This is a genomic window from Enterococcus sp. PLH-Efm8 (assembly GCF_053011625.1).
Window position 1 is genome coordinate 1,128,481 of the sequence record NZ_CP172568.1, and the last position, 18,028, is coordinate 1,146,508.

Sequence of the window (18,028 nt, forward strand, 5' to 3'; positions counted from 1 at the left end):
TTCACAGAAAAGAGGACTTCCCTATGAATGATTTTACTACAGAAATTGTGCAAACTCTAGTCACTAAAGGCGATTTAAATGAATTATTCCGTTCGCACTTAGAAAAAGCGATAAACACACTCCTACGGACTGAATTAACGGCTTTTTTAGATTACGAAAAATATGATCGCACTGGTTTTAATTCAGGTAATTCGAGAAACGGTTCTTACTTTCGATCAATCAAAACCGAATATGGTGAATTAACATTGGAAATACCTAGAGATCGTAATGGTGAGTTTAAACAACAAACTTTACCAGCCTACAAAAGAACAAACGATACATTGGAAACCACTATTATCCATTTATTCGAAAAAGGTGTTACGATGTCTGAAATTGCTGATTTGATCGAAAAAATGTACGGTCATCACTATACTCCACAAACCATGTCCAACATGACTAAAGTTCTGACTGAAGAAGTAAATGCCTTTAAATCCAGAGCCTTAAATGATAAGTATGTCGCTATTTTTATGGACGCTACTTACATTCCACTAAAACGTCAAACCGTATCCAAAGAAGCGATTTATATTGCCATTGGTATACGAGAAGACGGCACTAAAGAAGTACTGAGTTATGCGATTGCTCCAACTGAATCAACATACGTTTGGAATGAGCTGCTACAGGATATTAACTCCAGAGGAGTTCAAGAAGTCTTGCTTTTTATTACGGACGGCTTAAAAGGCATGAAAGATACTATCCATCAAATTTATCCTAAAGCAAAATATCAGCATTGTTGTATCCATGTATCTCGTAATATCGCTCATAAAGTACGTGTCAAAGACCGAAAAGAAATCTGTGATGACTTTAAGGCTGTTTATCAAGCTAACTCAAAAGAAGAAGCGAATACCTTCTTATCCGGCATGATTGAGAAATGGAAGAAAAACTATCCTAAAGTGACGCAGTCACTCATAGAAAACCAAGACTTATTAACTTTTTATGATTTTCCACCTAGCATTCGTAGAACCATTTACTCAACCAATCTAATCGAGTCTTTCAATAAGCAAATTAAAAGATACAGCCGTAGAAAAGAGCAGTTTCAAAATGAAGAATCACTAGAACGCTTTCTAGTCAGCATTTTTGATACATACAATCAAAAATTTCTAAACAGAAGCCATAAAGGTTTTCAACAGGTAACCGATACATTAGTTTCAATGTTTACTGAGTAACTAATTATTTTGCAGGAGGACAATTTATTTACACAAAATTATTGACGCTCCCAGTATGTTTTTGAGAAAATAAATGTTAAAAATTTATTATTGGTTTGCTCTATATACTGTTTAATACCATTGACAGTAATGGGGGAAACCGGTTGGAGAGCAACCACCTTGAACTATCAGTGGCCAGTAGCATTTAGTTTACTAACTTTTTATCCGTTTTTTCAACTCTTAAGAGGAGAAGAAATAAATAGAAAAATATATTGGGTAAGTATTCCTTTATTGATATTTTTAACTAATCAAGAACAAGTCAACGCCTGTTTTTTTGTTCTAACAAGTATAGTTAGTTTATATTTGATTGTCAATGGACGATATAATTATAAGTTATCAGTATTTTCAATAATAAGCTTAGCAGAATTAATTTTCTCTTTGACAACTCCAGGGAATGCATTACGTGCTGCACATGAAATTAATAAATGGTTTCCTGAATATAAAAATTTCAACTTTCTTAATAAGTTAGATTTAGGTATTTCATCATTTGGAAAGCCGTTTTTTTTAGACATGAATATCTTATTTTTATTGCTATTTTTCTTAATTTTCCTTCTAACATATAGGAAATGTCAAAACTATTATGTGCGTATATTGACTGCATTACCGTTTTTCTTAAACCTGATTATTTATTTTGGTAATACAATGGGTCAAAGCTTTACTTACGTCAATGGAAATAAAAGGGCAATGATTTGGAGTAGTAGTAACCTGAATAATCTCTTTACAGAGTTAGGAACGAAACTGTCACTTTTTTATCCAGGTACTTGGATAGCTACTTTAGTAGTCTTGGCATTATTACTATGTTTAATTGTTGGAATTTATTTAAGTTTTGACAATAAGAAAACTTCTATTTTTTTAGTTATTTTGATGATAATGGGATTTTGTTCAAGGTTAATTATGGGATTTTCTCCCACAGTATGGGCTTCCGGAATGCGGACGTACTATATACTTTATGTTGTTATCGCCATCTTAGTACTAATGGCAGTTAAAGAGCTAATGAAAAGCATGAGTGTACAAAAAAATGAATTTATGCAATTTGGATTAACCGTGCTTGGTATTTGTACCTTTATAATAACGGTGATAAACAGATAATATACAAAAAATCCCTCGCTTTAGTATTAGGTGAGGGATTTTACTCGTTTTTCGATTAATTGTTTTAACACTTGCAAGTTTCTACGAGTAGCTTGTTTCCGACCTTCATATACTCACCTCAGGCTGTTTACATGATTGTACGTTCTTTTTGTAAAGGATACAGTGATATGTATATAATGGCATAAAGAAACGTTCAAACAAAAAAACTCGTGAAGCAAAATTAACTTCACGAGTTGTAGTGCAGATGATGGGACTCGAACCCACACGAGCTAACGCTCACATGACCCTCAATCATGCTTGTCTGCCAATTCCAACACATCTGCGTAATAATAACACACTAATGATAGCGAGGTTTTACATAGTTGTCAAGCTCAAAAATGGGAGGACTTATTAAGATGGAGAAATATGACGGAGAATTTTCAGGACTGGGAATGATCTTAGGTGTATTGATTGGACTTGCATTCGGACGTTTTTTGCTTGGTTTTATGCTAGGAATCATTTGTGGAATTGCAATGGATTGGGCAGCGAATCTATGGAATGACTATCATGACAATTAAGTTCTCAACGCTTGTTTGTGTTTTTTTAATACTTACGTTTTTCCTAAATAAGTGGCAAAATTTTCTAGGATGGAGTATGATATTGAAATAGTAAATAACAAAAAATTTGGAAAGTTCTAACTTTTTGAAATGAGGGATTGGCTAAGTGATGAGAGAATTTGAAAAATCCAACAAATTAGAAGGTGTCAGTTACGATGTTCGCGGTCCCGTTCTAGAAGAAGCGGAGCGGATGCAAGAAGAGGGCATTAGTATTTTAAAATTGAACACGGGAAATCCCGCACCTTTTGGATTTGAAGCACCAAACGAAGTCATTCGTGATTTGATCATGAATGCCCGTGACTCAGAAGGCTACTCAGATTCCAAGGGGATCTTTTCTGCTAGAAAAGCAATTGAGCAATATTGCCAACTGAAACATTTTCCGAATGTGACGATCAATGATATCTACACCGGCAACGGAGTGAGCGAATTGATCACGATGTGTATGCAGGGGTTGCTGGACAATGGAGATGAAGTACTGGTTCCAATGCCGGACTATCCGTTGTGGACGGCTTCTATTGCATTAGCTGGAGGCACACCTGTTCATTATATTTGCGATGAAGAGGCAGAATGGTATCCTGATATTGATGATATCAAATCAAAAATAACGAGTCGGACAAAAGCTATTGTTATCATTAATCCTAATAATCCTACTGGGGCACTTTATCCAAAAGAATTATTAGAAGAAATCGTTGAAGTAGCTCGACAAAATAACCTGATTATTTATTCCGACGAAATCTATGATCGCTTAGTGATGGATGGTCTAGAACATATTCCGATTGCTACATTAGCGCCTGATTTGTTCGTTGTTACGCTGAACGGTCTATCCAAATCTCATCGTGTAGCAGGATTTCGAGTAGGCTGGATGGTCCTAAGTGGAGATAAGTCACACGTCAAAGGCTATATAGAAGGGCTGAATATGTTGTCCTCCATGCGTTTGTGTTCCAATGTATTGTCTCAGCAAATTATCCAAACCGCGCTAGGCGGTTATCAAAGTGTCGATGAGCTGCTCCTGCCAGGCGGAAGGATCTATGAACAAAGAGAATATATCTATAATGCAATCAATGATATTCCTGGTCTTTCAGCCGTAAAACCAAAAGCTGCTTTTTATATATTCCCAAAAATTGATACAAAGCGATTCAATATTTTGGATGATGAAAAATTCGTTTTGGACTTTTTACATGAACATCATATTCTACTTGTACATGGTGGTGGATTTAATTGGAACCAGCCAGATCATTTTCGAATCGTTTATCTTCCTAAAATGGATGATTTGAAACAAACAGCTAAGAAAATGAGAGAATTCCTAGCAACCTATCGCCAAAAATGATTTTAAAAACCAAATTTTTCAGTAGGAGGGCCACAGACAAACACACTGAGGCTCTCTTTCTAGTGGAGTTTTCTTAAATAACTAAAGTATATTATTTAGTTGCAAGTCTTTTCTTGAAGTTTGCGACTTCCTAAAGTAAAATACGAATAGAATGCGAATACGCATATTTTGGGGAGGATACTTATGGAAACGTTAATCGAGTCCTTTGGAACGATCATTAAAGAGATTCGAAAAGAACAAAAAATGACGCAAAAAATGCTTTCGCATGATATTTGTTCACAAAGTGTATTAAGTCGGATCGAAAATAATGAGGAACTGCCGAATGTATTGGTGATGATGCAGATTTGTCAACGGCTAGGGGTAACGATTGATCATGTGATGAATCTCTCTCGAAAAACTACTCGGACAAACGATAAATTATTTGAACTGTTGGATAGTTGTTTCCAAAAACGTGATTATCGGAAGTTAGAACAAGTACTAAAATCTTCTGATATTTCTGAAAATCTGTATCAAGCAACTGACTTTCAACGCTATTATTATTATCTCGGTGTTTGCGAATTCACGTTGCGTCAAAATATCTCTCAGTCCCTTTATTATTTGAAAGAAGCATTAAGCTACTCTAGCCAAAAAGAAAGAATCCATGTTTCTGACACAGAAATACAACTGATTAGTTGTATCGGAAAAATATATGGTGTGGCAGGAAAAACGGCTGAAGCACGCTACTATTTGAGTCGAAGCATCCAACTGCTGCATCAATCAGCTGATGAACGATCAAAAAGTGAATTTTCGCAAATTTTTTATAATTATGGAAATTTCTTATTCCATCAAAATGAAATCGACGAAGCGTTAGAACAGGTGAATCAAGGAATCTATTGGGCTCAAGAGAAGAATAGCTACTATTACCTCAATGATTTATTTGTGCTTAAAAGCTTAATATACAAGCGTAAAGAAGAACCAGAAAGAGCAGCATTCTATGAAGGCTTAGCACAAGCTGTGAAACAAATTTCAAAAAATTTGTAAATGGTGTAGACCATTCTTGACTTCTTCTCTAAATAAGAGTACTTTAGAGGTAGAAAAACAAAGGGAGAGAATAGAATGAGAACTTTTATCTATGCTGACAAATTCTTTTTAGCGTCAGGTGTCAAACATGCAGGCTATCTTGAAATTACCGATGGACTTTTTGGTGAATACACCAAAGAACTACCTGAGGGAGAAGTCAACATCATTGACCAAAGCGGCAAATGGATTGCTCCTGGTTTGGTAGATACACATATTCACGGCTATATGAATCATGATGTAATGGATAATGATGCAGAAGGCATCAAAGTGATGTCTGAAGGTCTGTTATCTTGTGGAGTGACTTCATTTTTACCAACAACATTGACGTCAAGCAAAGAACGTTTAAAAGATGTAGCTGAGACAATCGGCAAAATGTATCAGGAAGCACCAGGAGCTAAAATCAAAGGAATCTATTTTGAAGGTCCTTTCTTCACAGAAGAACACAAAGGGGCACAAAACCCAAGTTATTTCGGGGATCCTGATTTGGATACTTTCCATGAATGGCAAGAAGCTTCAGGTGGTTTAATCAAAAAAATTGCTTTAGCACCGGAACGTCAAGGTGTAGAAGAGTTTGTCAAACAAGTGACTGAAGAAGGAGTAGTTGTTTCTCTAGGACACAGTAATGCTACACTAGAAGAAGCGCAAAAAGCTGTTGAAGCAGGCGCAAGTGTATTTGTCCATGCTTTCAATGGTATGCGTGGATTGAATCATCGCGAACCAGGTATGGTGGGTGCGTTATTATCTTTAGAACATGTCTTTTCTGAATTGATTTGTGATGGCCATCATGTACATCCAAATGCTGCGGGAATCCTAATGGAAAAAGCAGGACATGATCATGTCGCATTAATTACAGACTGTATGATGGCCGGTGGGATGCCTGATGGAAATTACAATTTAGGCGAATTTCCAGTAGTAGTAAAAGAAGGAACAGCACGTCTAGAATCTGGCAACTTAGCTGGAAGTATATTGAAATTGAAAGAAGCAATTAAAAATGTTGTAGACTGGGGATTAGCAACACCAGAACAAGCAGTCATGATGGCTAGTCTGATTCCAGCAATCAGCTGTAAAATCGATGATACATGTGGAAAAATCGCTCAAGGACGCGATGCAGACTTTATCGTATTGAACCCTGATATGACATTGGAAGCAACTTATCTAGATGGCGTGGAACGTTTCCACGCATAATATAATTTAAGTTAACCTTAAAACTAAACTTCTTAAGTTTGGTTTTAAGGTTTTTTTTGTGTTCTAGTAAAAATCACTTTACATAAGTTTCAAAAGTTTCTTTAATTTCCTATTGTTCAATAAGTAACAATGTAAAGATAAAATTAAAAATGTTAATACGTATTAGCAAAATAAAAGCTTTTTTTATTGTGAATAAATGAACATAATTAGGAGGAGAAAGATGAACTTATTTGACATTTTTCGATCGACTTTGACAGATATGTCGATTGTCAGTGCAATCACTTCAACAGTTTTTATTATATTATTAGGGTTTGTTTGTAGAAAAAAGGGGATTTTTTCTGAATCTGTTGGAAAAATTCTATCGAAAGTCGTCTTAACAGTGGCTTTGCCAGCACTGGCATTTCGAGCTTTCATGCAAGATATCAATACAGAATTACTGATGCAAGGAATCAATGTCTTGATTTGGGGATTAGTTATTTATATTATTCTTATTCTAGTTTCAAAACCTTTTTTCTTAAGCTATAAAGGGGATAAGCAAACAACGTTGCGTGTCCTGACGATCTTTGGTTCTACGACCTTTTTCGGAACGCCTATCGTCAGTGCGATTTATGGTCCTGTCGGCGTGATGTATTCCTCAATTTTCAATATTGGCTACCGAATCTTTTTGTATTCTTATGGATACATAAAAATGAGTGGCTTGAAGATGGAAGCTAAAAATATCAAAGCGATGTTCGTCAATCCAATCATTATCGCTACTTTTGCCGGCCTTTTCATTTGGCTGTTCCAAGGGTATCTGCCACAAGTGTCAGTTACAGGTGCAGAAGGAGAGATAAGCCAAGTAGCGTTTTTGCGAATTGACCAGACTGCACCGTGGCTATTTCAGCCGATGGATTATTTAGCTGGTTTAAGTTCACCATTGGCGTGGCTAGCAATCGGCGCAACATTAGGTGAAGTAAGCTTCAAAAAAGCTGCATCTGAAAAAACTTCATGGTATTACAGTCTAGTCAAAGTGGTATTTGTACCTGCATTGAATATCGTGATTCTAGCAGTTTTGACGGCAACGAATATTCTACCAGTCAATTTTGAAGCACTGGCAACAATCGTTATCATGATGGCTACACCAGCTGCAACAGTGGCAGCAGCCTATGCTATCAGTTTTGATAGGGAGGCACTTTTAGCCTCCAATGCATCCTTACTGTCAACTATTTTTGCTGTGGTACTGACACCTGTATGGATCGTTGTATTACAAATGATTCATGGCATAGGTTTATTTTCATAAGAAATGGAGGAAGAAAGTATGAGAATCGCATGTTACGGTGTTCGTCCGAACGAGATAGATTTTTTTGAAAAATTGAATATTTACCATTATGATCTCAGTCTTTATGAAGAACTGTTGACACATGACAATATCGTGTCAGCAAAGGACCATGATGCTGTATTGTTGAGGGGAAATTGTATAGCAGATGAGACCAATCTTGCAAAAATGCAGGAATATGGGATTCGTTATGTTTTTACACGGACTGTGGGAGTCAATCATATCGATCTACAAGCGGCAGCTGATTTTGGTATGACAGTAGCCCGTGTACCATCGTATTCGCCAAATGCGATAGCAGAGTTATCTTTGACTTTTGCCATGATGCTTTTGAGAAATACTGCGTATACGACGATCCGAACATCTTTCAAAGATTTTCGAGTGGATGAGCAAATGTTTAGTCGTGAAATCAGAAATTGCACAGTAGGGATCATAGGAACAGGCAGGATAGGGTTGACGGAAGCTGTTTTGTTTAAGGGACTAGGAGCCAAAGTGATCGGCTACGATATTCATCAGACAGAAGCTGCTAAAAAAGTATTGACGTTCCACTCGCTTGAAGAGTTATTAGCCAAAAGCGATATTGTCAGTATTCATGTACCTCATATCCCAGGTGAAAACGATCAAATGATCAATGAAGGATTTTTAGCTCAAATGAAAAAAGGTAGCATCTTGATTAATACAGCCCGTGGAGAGCTTCAAGATAATGAAGCTATTTTAAGAGCTTTGAAAAGCAATCATTTAGCTGGTTTTGCAACCGATGTTTTTGCAAATGAAACAGAGGTTTTTTTCCGATCCTTCAAGCCATGGGAGACGATTCCAGACCCTGCTATCCAGCAATTAGTAGAAATGTACCCTAGAGTTCTTGTAACCCCGCATGTAGGTTCAAATACAGATGAGGCATTATCAAATATGATTTCGACAAGTTTCGAGAACTTTCGTGAAATAATAGAAACTGGAAAAACGAAAAATGAGGTATCTCTTCCTAAAGCCCGTCAATTAAGATAAGAAAACATGGATATTCGTCAATAAAATGTTTAAAAATAGTCCAAGTAAACAGTTGTTACTTCTGTATACTTGGACTATTTTGTATGGGATAATTCGATGACTCAACAGTAATCTGTGAGCTTTTTCCGCCCATTCTTTGTCAATTCATAACAGGTTAGCGGCCGGCCGATTTCCAAATATTTGATTCTTTCGTTCAATATATCTTGTTCTACTAAAAAATTCAAATATTTCTTGACGGATATACGTGACAGTGAGCTTTTTTGAGCCAGTTCTTTTGTTGAAAAAATAGTATCTTCTTTTAGAATAAATGCACTTATTTTTTTTAAAGTCAGTTTTGACAGACCTTTAGGCAAATCGATGAATGATGGTATTTCGTGAATGGGAGTGGTGTGGTTGAATACTTGATCGATCAATTTCTGATCGGCTTTTTCAGTCGTTTGGATTGTCTGAGAGAAAGCAAGATACTTTTCGATCGCCAGCTGAAAACGTTGCAAAGTGAACGGTTTGATCAAATAATCTAAGGCACCGTAGCGGATCACATTCTTTATGGTTTCGATATCATCTGCAGCAGTGATCAAAATCACTGGGATATCATTTCCTTGCTGTCTAAGCCAAGATAAAAAATGGATACCACTTTCGCCAGGCATGTATACATCAAGCAGCAGCAGATCTGCGTTTTTTTGTCTGAAATATTTTTTTCCTTCTTCTACATTTCTGAAACTTTCGATTACGTTCATATTAGGGATGCTTTCCACAAAAGTACGATTCAATTCTGCAACCATTGGATCATCTTCGATTATCAGGACATTTGTCATCATTTTGATCTTCCTTTTTTGGTAATTCTAGATAGACGATTGTACCGCCATTTGTTTGTTTGGAAAATTCTAAAAATCCACCGTGGCGTTTGACGATTGAATGGATGAGATTCAATCCAAACCCACGATTGATTCCCTTCGTCGAAAAACCTAGCGTAAATATTTTTTCTGAGATTTCTTCTGATATCCCGACACCGTCATCGCAGACGGTCACGATGAATACTTCAGCTTCTGTGTCATAGTTTAAATGAATCCGGACCTGTCCGTTTCTTTCATGTTTTTGTAGCACGGCTTCTTTTGCATTATCAAGTAAGTTCCCTAACACTTGCAAAAGTGAATGGATGGAGTCATCCATCTCCATTTTAGGGATAAAAGAATCGCTTTCTAACAGCATTTCAACAGATTGTTCTTTGGCTTCGTTTATTTTGCCTAATAAAAAACCGGCAATTGCAGGTACTTTGATCAGACTTGAGACTTGGCCAATCTCTTTTTTATAATTTTGATTTAGCTGCTGGATAAAATGGGTGACTTCTTCATACTTCTTCAAATCAATCAAACCAGAAATGACATGAAGTTTATTCATGAATTCATGGGTTTGAGCTCTCATGGAGTTTATATATTGTTTCGTCCCCCCAAGCTCCTCCATTAATTTCATTACTTCTGATCGATTTCGTAAAGTTGCGACTGCTCCTAAAAAACGGTCATTGCTAAAAAGAGGTGTAACGCTAGAAATAGTTTCTATCCCATTTAAATACATGGATTGAGTCCGAACGGTCGTTTGATGCTCAATCGTCTCTTTAAACAAAACGTCATATAGATTATCACTGATTTTTTTCCTACTTCGAAATCCAATAGCTGCTCTGTTTGGTAGAAAATGTTTTTTGCAGGTGTATTGATCAAGAGGATAGTTTTATCAGAAGAGATGGCTAAGATTCCTTCATCTACTTCATTTTCGATAATCGTTTTTTCACTTAACTGTTCTGCTATTTCTTGTGGTTCAAGTCCAAGCAGTACTTTTTTCATTTTTTGGGCAAGAAAAACGGCGCCTATGATGCCTACGCTAAGTCCAATAATCAATGAAAAAACAATCATTTTTTGTCCATCTTTGACTTGATTGTCAATCGTGTTGTTTGTTAAGCCAACACAAACTGCACCAATAATCTCTTGATCATAATAAATAGGGACGAAATAGCGGAAGCCGAACCCTAACATTCCTTCTTTTTCAGAGAAAAATTCTTGTCCTCCAATCACTTTTTTCACATCTTCATGACTTGAGAAAGGAAGACCGATGTAACTTGGGTCTGCGTGAGAATATCGAATGCCTTCAGGGTCCATGACAACGATAAAATCTAAATTCGATGCAATCATGATTTCATTTGTTATTCCTTGAATCGCATGTGTCGGGTCACCAGTCTGCAGCTTTTTTTGGATGAGTTTATCATTGGCAACGATTTTAGCAATGCTAGAGATTTTATCTGACACACTAGATCGGTTCATCGAAAGAATAAAATTCCTGATCAATATGGCAGAAACAATCAAAGAAACGAATGTGGAGAAACAAACGACAAGGATGATCGTGTTCTGGAGCTTTAATGGTTTTTTCTTAAAAAAAGGAAACATAGGCTACCTCGAAAGAATTTATTGTGAAAATTTTAACATGAAAACAAAAATTTAACAAATTGTCAACGATAAACACAACCTTCCTATAAAAAACACCACTGAGTCGGTAAAAGAAGCTATACAGAATTTTCAAACATTGGTATGATAGACGTAGAAATGGAAGGAGGCGTGTATATGATAGGGGGAATCGCACTTGAGACGATTTATTGGTATACATTGCTGATTTGTGCAGGATTGGCAGTCCTATTGATTATTTTTGGAGATGTATTCGATTTTGATGGCCCGCTTGATCCGATGCTTATTATCCCTTGGTTAACTTTCACAAGCTTATTTGGTTTTCTAGGTGAGCGTTTAACAGATCAATCATCTTTATTTTTATTTATTGCTAGTGGAGGCATATCGATAGTGTTGGTATTTTTGCTTAATTTCTATATATTGATGCCGATGAAACATGCCGAATCAACGATGTCGTCTTCTGAAAAAACTCTGGAAGGACAAGTAGCTGTTGTGATCACACCGATCCCTGTACGAGGTATGGGAGAAATTCAGTTGAAAAGTGTTACCGGTTCCATTAGTCGTCCAGCTTGTTTTTACAGCCCCCAAGAACAGACAGCTGAGCGGGGAACGAAAGTATTGATCATTGAGATCAAGGAAAGAATCTGTTATGTCATGCCTTATGAAAGCATGATAAAAGCTTAAAGGAGCGTGTGTTAAATGGAAATACCAGTTGTTTTTATCGCGATCGCAATCGCAGCTTTGATTTTACTGATGTTGCTGATCGTCTTTGTAGCGAAGTACCAGACAGCAAAACCGGATGAAGCGTTGATCATCAGTGGAAGTTATTTAGGAAGCAAAAATGTGCACATTGATGAAAGCAATAACAAAATCAAAATTGTGCGTGGAGGTGGCGCATTCGTCTTGCCAGTTTTTCAACGTTCGAATCGGATCAGTCTATTATCGAGTAAATTGGACGTCTCCACCCCTGAAGTGTATACGGAACAAGGCGTACCGGTGATGTGTGATGGTACTTCGATCATCAAAATCGGTTCATCTGTAGAAGAGATTGCTACAGCAGCAGAACAGTTTTTAGGCAAGACAAGAGAAGAACTGGAAAATGAAGCAAGAGAAGTATTAGAAGGACACTTGCGCTCGATTCTTGGTTCTATGACTGTAGAAGAAATCTATCAAAATCGCGATAAGTTCAGTCAAAGCGTACAAGAAGTCGCTTCTGTAGACCTTGCAAAAATGGGGTTGATCATCGTTTCTTTCACTATCAAAGAGGTCAGAGACAAAAACGGTTATCTTGACTCTTTAGGGAAACCAAGAATCGCCCAAGTCAAAAGAGATGCAGATATAGCAGAAGCGGAAGCTCTAAAAGAAACGCGTATCAAAAAAGCTCAAGCAGAAAAAGAATCACAAGCAGCTGAATTACAGCGACAAACAGAGATCGCAGAATCATTAAAAGAAAAAGAACTGAAATTAGCAACCTACAAACAAGAACAAGATGTTGCTAAAGCAAAAGCAGACCAAGCCTACAATTTAGAAAGTGCCCGAGCACAACAACAAGTAATCGAACAGGAAATGCAGATTAAAATCGTAGAACGTCAAAAACAAATCGAACTGGAAGAAAAAGAAATCACACGTCGTGAAAAGCAATATGATTCGGAAGTGAAGAAAAAAGCAGATGCCGATCGGTACGCTAAAGAACAAGAAGCACAAGCTCAAAAAGTCAAAGAAGTGACTGAAGCCGAAGCAGAACGATTCCGTGTGGAAGCACTGGCAGAAGCGGAAGCCAATAAGACACGTTTAGCTGGACAAGCAGAAGCCGAAGCAGCACTAGCAAAAGGAAAAGCAGAAGCCGAAGCAAAACAAAAGATCGCCAATGCCTTCAAGGAATATGGCGAAGCAGCTGTCTTGAGTATGGTTATCGATATGCTACCGCAATTGATGCGCGAAGCAGCACAGCCGCTAGGAAATATCGAAAAAATCTCTGTTGTCGATACAGGAAGCAGTTCAGGAGAAACCAGTGGAGCGAACCGAGTGACAAATTATGCCACAAATTTGCTTTCTTCTACTCAAGAAACACTAAAAGCGACAACAGGACTTGACTTGAAGGAAATCGTAGAGAATTTGTCGACACGTGGGACTACTAGCCAAGTAAATATGTATGAAGCGCCAAAAGAGGCAGAACAAAACTCGATGAAGGAAGAATAAAGTAGTACACTTCACCGTTCAATCAAAAATGGAGGAAGACTTTTTAAAGTTCTTCTCTCCATTTTTTTATTTTATTGCAAAAGAAAATTAGTCCTCGCTATTTTTCTTTTGTTTTTGGATCTTAGCTTCTATCTCTTGTAAATTTGTTCTTAGCAATCGTTCTTTCTTTTGGAGTTCGACCAAATCTTCTGATAGTTCTTCCTTCTTTTCTGTTTCAGGAGGACGAAGAAAGAAATTGATACCGATTGCAATGAATGTCCCTATAAAAGTATCTAGTACACGTTGGATAGCATACAAAGCGGATTCGCCTTGAGGGATGCTCAACGCAATCAGCAACAACGTAGCTATTGCGGAAATGATACCGGAATTATTGTTAATACCATCTGACACGACGATCACAATAATAACTAGAATAGGAAGCAAGATCAATTCTACCAAAAAATCATTGTGAAAATAGCTTTTGACAAAAAAATAAATGATAGCTAATGTACCACCTAATGTATTGCCGATGATCCTAGACTTTCCAAAAGAAACGGTTGTAGTCAAGTCCTGACGCAAAGAAAAAACAGCAGATAATGCAGCAATCATCGGGATTCCTCGTTGAGTCAAATGAAAAAACAAGATACATAAAAAAACAGCTAAGGCACTTTTGATCGTACGCATACCTAGTCGAAAACGGCCAAATTGCATAGAGATTCTCCTTTTTGGTCTTTTTACTATCATACCTAAACTTTTGTCTGATAGCTAGTTTTTCATTATTCAAGTATAATTAAAATAAAAAAGGGGGAAGTAAATGCGTATAGGAATGCGAACAGTCAAAACAGTGATCAGTGTCTTCTTTTCGATGGTCACAGCGGGTAGCTTATCGCTGTTGTATTGGCCAGCTGCAGGGATCATTGCATTATTAAGTGTAGGAAATACCAAGCGCTCTACATTGCGTACGGGCATGAATCGAATCGCAGCCTTTATATTAGCTACGGCAACAGCACTGTTCAGTTTTTTTGCTGTTGGGTATACTATTTTTGGCTTCAGTCTTTTTTTATTCCTGTTCATCCCGCTTGCCTCTCGCTTCAAATTAACCGAAGGGATAGTAGTAAATTCGGTTTTGGTCACTCATTATTTAGTGGAGGAAAACATGTCTTGGCAGCTGATCGGCAATGAAGCGGGATTAATGGCGATTGGATTAGTATTTGCTTTGCTTGCAAATGTTTACATGCCAGATCGTACGAAGCAGCTGAAGGAAAACCAAATACAGATCGAAAAAGAATTTCGAAATATTTTGAGACAAATGGCAGAATTTCTTTTATCAGAAAATAAAGAAGATGTGCAGATCAAATGCGAACATTTACTGACATTCATTCGCGAAAGCCAAGAAGATGCCAGAGAACATCAAGAAAACTACTGGCTCAGACAGCCGCTATACTACGAAACTTACTTCTCTATGAGAAGAGCACAGGCCAATGTGATTAAAGACATGCTGGAAAATCTAGAGAGAATCCAGCAACCAGCTTATTATGGAAAACATATCTATGGTTTATTGATTTATACTGCAGAAACATTTTCAGAGTCAAATGATGGCAGACAAATTTTAACACGTATTGAAGAAGTTTATGTATTGTATCGGCAAATGCCTCTGCCGACTAGTCGCCCTGAATTCGAGGATCGAGCAGAATTGTTCCAGTTTTTGCAGTCTTTTAAAAGTTTTATTGAAATCAAGGCAGAATTCTCCCAACAAAAAATCCAAAAATAGAGGTTGTGAATTCAGCTAATATTCAGGTCAAAAAGCTGATTTCACAACCTCTTCTTTAAACGGTGTTCTCCTGTCAACTCCTCGGTCACAAGTCACAATATTCAACAAACATGAGAAGCTGTTTTTTGAAATTGCTCCTTGTGACTCGGAGCTGAACGGTAGGCTCACAACCTCTTTCTTAAACGGTGTTCAAAAGCTTTCCTCTGCGGTAATAAGTCCAGCCAAACGAAAAATAGGAGGAGCTATTTTTGTTTGGCTGTTCTTATTACTTGATGCAGAACAGCTTTTTCACAACCTTTTAAAATTACATATTTTTCCATAGAACTTGCATTTGATCCAAGATTTCGATGACATCTTTTGTCAAGAAGAGAGAGCGATTGGGCAAGTCACCTTCAATCATGTGTACCATATTCTTTATTTCGTAATTCATTGCTTCAGATGTATTCCCGCTTTCGATGAATTCCTTTGTACCATCTGTAAATAAGATCTCCGCACGATCAGCACGCGGGTAATCAGCAATCGTCACATAACCGTTCTCAAAGGCAACGATACCGACTTTTGGCATTTTTGCCTGAAAAGTCAAGCTGACAGCAGCAAGTTCATTTTCTTTGTTACGCAAGATAGTGACGGATTGTTCGTCCACGCCTGTTTCAAAAGGAACCATTGTAGAGGCAACTACTTCAGGTTGAGAGCTCAAAAAGAAACGAGCGAAAGATACAGCATACGTACCGATATCCAACAGAGCTCCTCCAGCTAATTCTGGATTGAAGAACCGGTTTTTAGGGTCTGGTTCTTTGTAACTGCCGAAAGGTGCTTGGATCATTTTTAAAGCCCCCAGTTTTCCTGTATCCATTATTGAGCGTAACTGCTGATAAAGTGGCATGTTGAAGATTGTCATCGCTTCTGCTAAGATCAAATTCTTTTCTTCTGCTAAGCGCATAGCGTCAGCCAGTTCTTTTTTATTCATCGTGATGGCTTTTTCACATAGAACGTGTTTGCCTGCTTCCAATGCTGCCAAGATATGGTCGATATGCTGTCTATTTGGTACAGCAATGTACACGATGTCGATTTCAGCATCGTCTAACATTTCTTGATAGCTTCCGTAAGCTTTTGGAATATTGTAACGGTGAGCGAAGTTTTCCGCTTTTTCTGAAGTTCTGGAAGCAACTGCTGTTAGTTCGCTCGTCTCTTGATTGAAGCTTTCGGCAAACTCATGTGCGATGGTACCAAGACCAACGATTCCCCATTGATATTTTTTCATCTGAAAACGCTCCTTCATAGTTGGATTGAGTTTCTTGTCTGTCTATTATTATAACAAAAATCACGAAGAATAAAGAGGAGAGGACTTGAAACATTAAAAAAAATGAAAGCAGCGATTTAAGAGGTGCTTTTTGATCAAAACTTAAGTAGAATAGTTAAAAGGAGGGGATAAACGTGCATCAAGTATATATTGATCTTATTATGAGTGTATTATTAGAACAGTTTGAAACTGAAAAAAATTTTTTAGATGAATACTTGCTGATCAGTCCAGAACAATGGCAAAAATGGAAAGATGGCGAGAAAAATCTGCCATCTGAAGCGATGCAGAAAGTAAAAAATCTTTTCACTGATTATGAATGGATGCTAACGCAAAAGATTTTGCGTCAAACGATTATTTTTCCCGAAAAACGAAACGTTGCCGTTGCAGAGTACAAGCAAATCAAAACACGCATCGCGCAAAAATGGCTTAGCAGCAAAGCAGCAAAAGTCGAGCTGATCCCTTTGAAAAATAATCAGCAGGCTGGTAGATACCTTGACTTGAAAGTAAGTATTCAATATGATGAATGGGGCTATGATGATATTTTGAATTTTCGTCTGCCAGCAGATGTTCAAAAACAGATCGAAGGAGAAAAAATCGAACTTCTCGATTGGGTGAATGAAAATCTGGAAGAAACTTACGTTCATGAGGCGAATGGGGAACGTGAAGAACAACGAAAGGATTTTTCAAGTGAATAAATTTTTAGGATTTGGAGCAGTTGTGATTATGATCGCAGCAATGGGCTATGTTATTTTTAGCGATGATGATTCGCATGTTCAAGCCGGCAATCAAGCAGTCGAACGAACAAGCACCAAAACAACTGCTAGTAAAGAAAAGAACAGTCAAACAACCAGCAGCAAGGTAAAGGACAAAGAAACAAAAGATCGTACGTCCAAACAATTGCCAGATGTTAAAACAGACGATTGGAAGCTAGTTTTGGTTGGTCCAGATCACAAATTAGAAAAAGAAATTGATGAGTCTACTCAATTGGCATCATTAAGTAACGGATACTTGATCGACAAACGCATTGCTCCAGAATATGAAGCATTTGCCAAGGCTGCTGAAGCAGCTGGATTTCCATTAGTGATGGTCTCAGCTTACCGGTCTGTATCATCCCAACAACAAGTTTTCGAACAAAATGTCCAAGATGTGATGAGTCGTCAAGGTGTATCAGAAGAGGAGGCGACAAAGATTACTAAAGAAACGATTACGGAGCCAGGATACAGCGAACACCACACAGGTCTGGCAGTCGATGTCGTCGATCAAAACTGGTACAACAGTTATCCTTCTACTGTATTGGATGCAAGTTACGGAGATCAGCCTGGAGCTAAATGGATCGCAGATAATGCTGCGCAGTATGGATTTATCGTTCGTTATCCAAAAGGACACGAAGATATAACTAAGATCACATATGAACCTTGGCACTTACGTTATGTCGGTAAAGAAAACGCTGAGTATATCACCAAACACCAATTGACGCTAGAAGAATATCTGAATGAATTAAATGAAAAGTAGGAA

General features: G+C 37.5%; 18 protein-coding genes and 1 tRNA gene. 13 read left to right on the forward strand and 6 right to left on the reverse strand.

What is annotated here, in order from left to right; genetic code table 11:
- Positions 1-23 precede the first annotated feature (23 nt).
- Positions 24-1,202, forward strand: a complete 1,179-nt coding sequence (locus ACIFUW_RS05640; RefSeq protein WP_000997695.1) for an IS256-like element ISEf1 family transposase — start codon at positions 24-26, stop codon at positions 1,200-1,202.
- Between the two features lie 69 nt (positions 1,203-1,271).
- On the forward strand, positions 1,272-2,330 hold the full coding sequence (locus ACIFUW_RS05645; RefSeq protein ID WP_223924304.1) for a hypothetical protein: 1,059 nt from the start codon (positions 1,272-1,274) through the stop codon (positions 2,328-2,330).
- A gap of 239 nt (positions 2,331-2,569) precedes the next feature.
- On the opposite strand, the gene ACIFUW_RS05650 is transcribed toward ACIFUW_RS05645, so the two are convergent.
- Positions 2,570-2,653 (reverse strand) — tRNA-Leu (locus ACIFUW_RS05650).
- A 54-nt stretch (positions 2,654-2,707) separates the two neighbouring features.
- Here ACIFUW_RS05650 and ACIFUW_RS05655 point away from each other — a divergent pair.
- The 6 genes from ACIFUW_RS05655 to ACIFUW_RS05680 all read left to right on the forward strand — a co-directional run bounded on the left by ACIFUW_RS05655 (position 2,708) and on the right by ACIFUW_RS05680 (position 8,814).
- Positions 2,708-2,887 (forward strand): hypothetical protein, encoded by a 180-nt coding sequence (locus tag ACIFUW_RS05655; protein ID WP_002303756.1) that lies wholly within the window; start codon positions 2,708-2,710, stop codon positions 2,885-2,887.
- 148 nt (positions 2,888-3,035) lie between these two features.
- Positions 3,036-4,253, forward strand: a complete 1,218-nt coding sequence (locus ACIFUW_RS05660) for a pyridoxal phosphate-dependent aminotransferase (RefSeq protein WP_002303757.1) — start codon at positions 3,036-3,038, stop codon at positions 4,251-4,253.
- Positions 4,254-4,436: 183 nt separating this feature from the next.
- On the forward strand, positions 4,437-5,273 hold the full coding sequence (locus ACIFUW_RS05665; protein WP_002297129.1) for a helix-turn-helix domain-containing protein: 837 nt from the start codon (positions 4,437-4,439) through the stop codon (positions 5,271-5,273).
- Positions 5,274-5,348: 75 nt separating this feature from the next.
- The gene (nagA, locus tag ACIFUW_RS05670) at positions 5,349-6,497 is read left to right on the forward strand and encodes an N-acetylglucosamine-6-phosphate deacetylase (protein WP_002289803.1); all 1,149 of its coding nucleotides are present in this window, start codon (positions 5,349-5,351) and stop codon (positions 6,495-6,497) included.
- A gap of 277 nt (positions 6,498-6,774) precedes the next feature.
- Complete coding sequence (locus ACIFUW_RS05675) at positions 6,775-7,776, forward strand: AEC family transporter (RefSeq protein WP_079291926.1); 1,002 nt, start codon at positions 6,775-6,777, stop codon at positions 7,774-7,776.
- Between the two features lie 18 nt (positions 7,777-7,794).
- Positions 7,795-8,814, forward strand: coding sequence for a 2-hydroxyacid dehydrogenase (locus ACIFUW_RS05680; protein WP_002289800.1), 1,020 nt, complete (start codon positions 7,795-7,797; stop codon positions 8,812-8,814).
- Between the two features lie 101 nt (positions 8,815-8,915).
- Here the strand turns inward: ACIFUW_RS05680 and ACIFUW_RS05685 are convergent, their stop codons facing one another.
- Genes ACIFUW_RS05685 through ACIFUW_RS05695 form a run of 3 tightly spaced genes read right to left on the reverse strand, consistent with a single transcriptional unit; the run spans position 8,916 to position 11,126 of the window.
- Positions 8,916-9,632: a response regulator gene (locus tag ACIFUW_RS05685; RefSeq protein WP_002321172.1), complete on the reverse strand. Its 717-nt coding sequence runs from the start codon at positions 9,630-9,632 to the stop codon at positions 8,916-8,918.
- Positions 9,601-10,386, reverse strand: a complete 786-nt coding sequence (locus tag ACIFUW_RS05690) for a sensor histidine kinase (RefSeq protein WP_002297127.1) — start codon at positions 10,384-10,386, stop codon at positions 9,601-9,603. The genes ACIFUW_RS05685 and ACIFUW_RS05690 overlap by 32 nt, the downstream gene beginning before the upstream one ends.
- On the reverse strand, positions 10,377-11,126 hold the full coding sequence (locus tag ACIFUW_RS05695) for a histidine kinase (RefSeq protein WP_002297125.1): 750 nt from the start codon (positions 11,124-11,126) through the stop codon (positions 10,377-10,379). Before ACIFUW_RS05695 ends, ACIFUW_RS05690 begins: the two co-directional genes overlap by 10 nt.
- Positions 11,127-11,423: 297 nt before the next feature.
- On the opposite strand from ACIFUW_RS05695, the gene ACIFUW_RS05700 reads away from it, so the two are divergent.
- The gene (locus ACIFUW_RS05700) at positions 11,424-11,948 is read left to right on the forward strand and encodes an NfeD family protein (protein WP_002295447.1); all 525 of its coding nucleotides are present in this window, start codon (positions 11,424-11,426) and stop codon (positions 11,946-11,948) included.
- A gap of 15 nt (positions 11,949-11,963) precedes the next feature.
- Complete coding sequence (locus ACIFUW_RS05705; protein ID WP_002297122.1) at positions 11,964-13,463, forward strand: flotillin family protein; 1,500 nt, start codon at positions 11,964-11,966, stop codon at positions 13,461-13,463.
- Positions 13,464-13,550: 87 nt separating this feature from the next.
- On the opposite strand, the gene ACIFUW_RS05710 is transcribed toward ACIFUW_RS05705, so the two are convergent.
- Positions 13,551-14,153, reverse strand: coding sequence for an FUSC family protein (locus ACIFUW_RS05710; RefSeq protein WP_002295450.1), 603 nt, complete (start codon positions 14,151-14,153; stop codon positions 13,551-13,553).
- A gap of 103 nt (positions 14,154-14,256) precedes the next feature.
- Between ACIFUW_RS05710 and ACIFUW_RS05715 the strand changes: the two genes are divergently transcribed.
- Positions 14,257-15,213 (forward strand): aromatic acid exporter family protein, encoded by a 957-nt coding sequence (locus tag ACIFUW_RS05715; RefSeq protein WP_002297121.1) that lies wholly within the window; start codon positions 14,257-14,259, stop codon positions 15,211-15,213.
- Between the two features lie 304 nt (positions 15,214-15,517).
- Here ACIFUW_RS05715 and ACIFUW_RS05720 read toward each other — a convergent pair whose 3' ends face one another.
- Positions 15,518-16,474: a Gfo/Idh/MocA family protein gene (locus tag ACIFUW_RS05720; protein WP_002297120.1), complete on the reverse strand. Its 957-nt coding sequence runs from the start codon at positions 16,472-16,474 to the stop codon at positions 15,518-15,520.
- Between the two features lie 173 nt (positions 16,475-16,647).
- Here ACIFUW_RS05720 and ACIFUW_RS05725 point away from each other — a divergent pair, with 173 nt between their 5' ends.
- Both ACIFUW_RS05725 and ACIFUW_RS05730 read left to right on the forward strand, forming a co-directional pair.
- On the forward strand, positions 16,648-17,208 hold the full coding sequence (locus ACIFUW_RS05725; RefSeq protein ID WP_002295457.1) for a hypothetical protein: 561 nt from the start codon (positions 16,648-16,650) through the stop codon (positions 17,206-17,208).
- Positions 17,201-18,025 (forward strand): M15 family metallopeptidase, encoded by an 825-nt coding sequence (locus tag ACIFUW_RS05730; RefSeq protein ID WP_002321179.1) that lies wholly within the window; start codon positions 17,201-17,203, stop codon positions 18,023-18,025. The genes ACIFUW_RS05725 and ACIFUW_RS05730 overlap by 8 nt, the downstream gene beginning before the upstream one ends.
- Positions 18,026-18,028 lie beyond the last annotated feature (3 nt).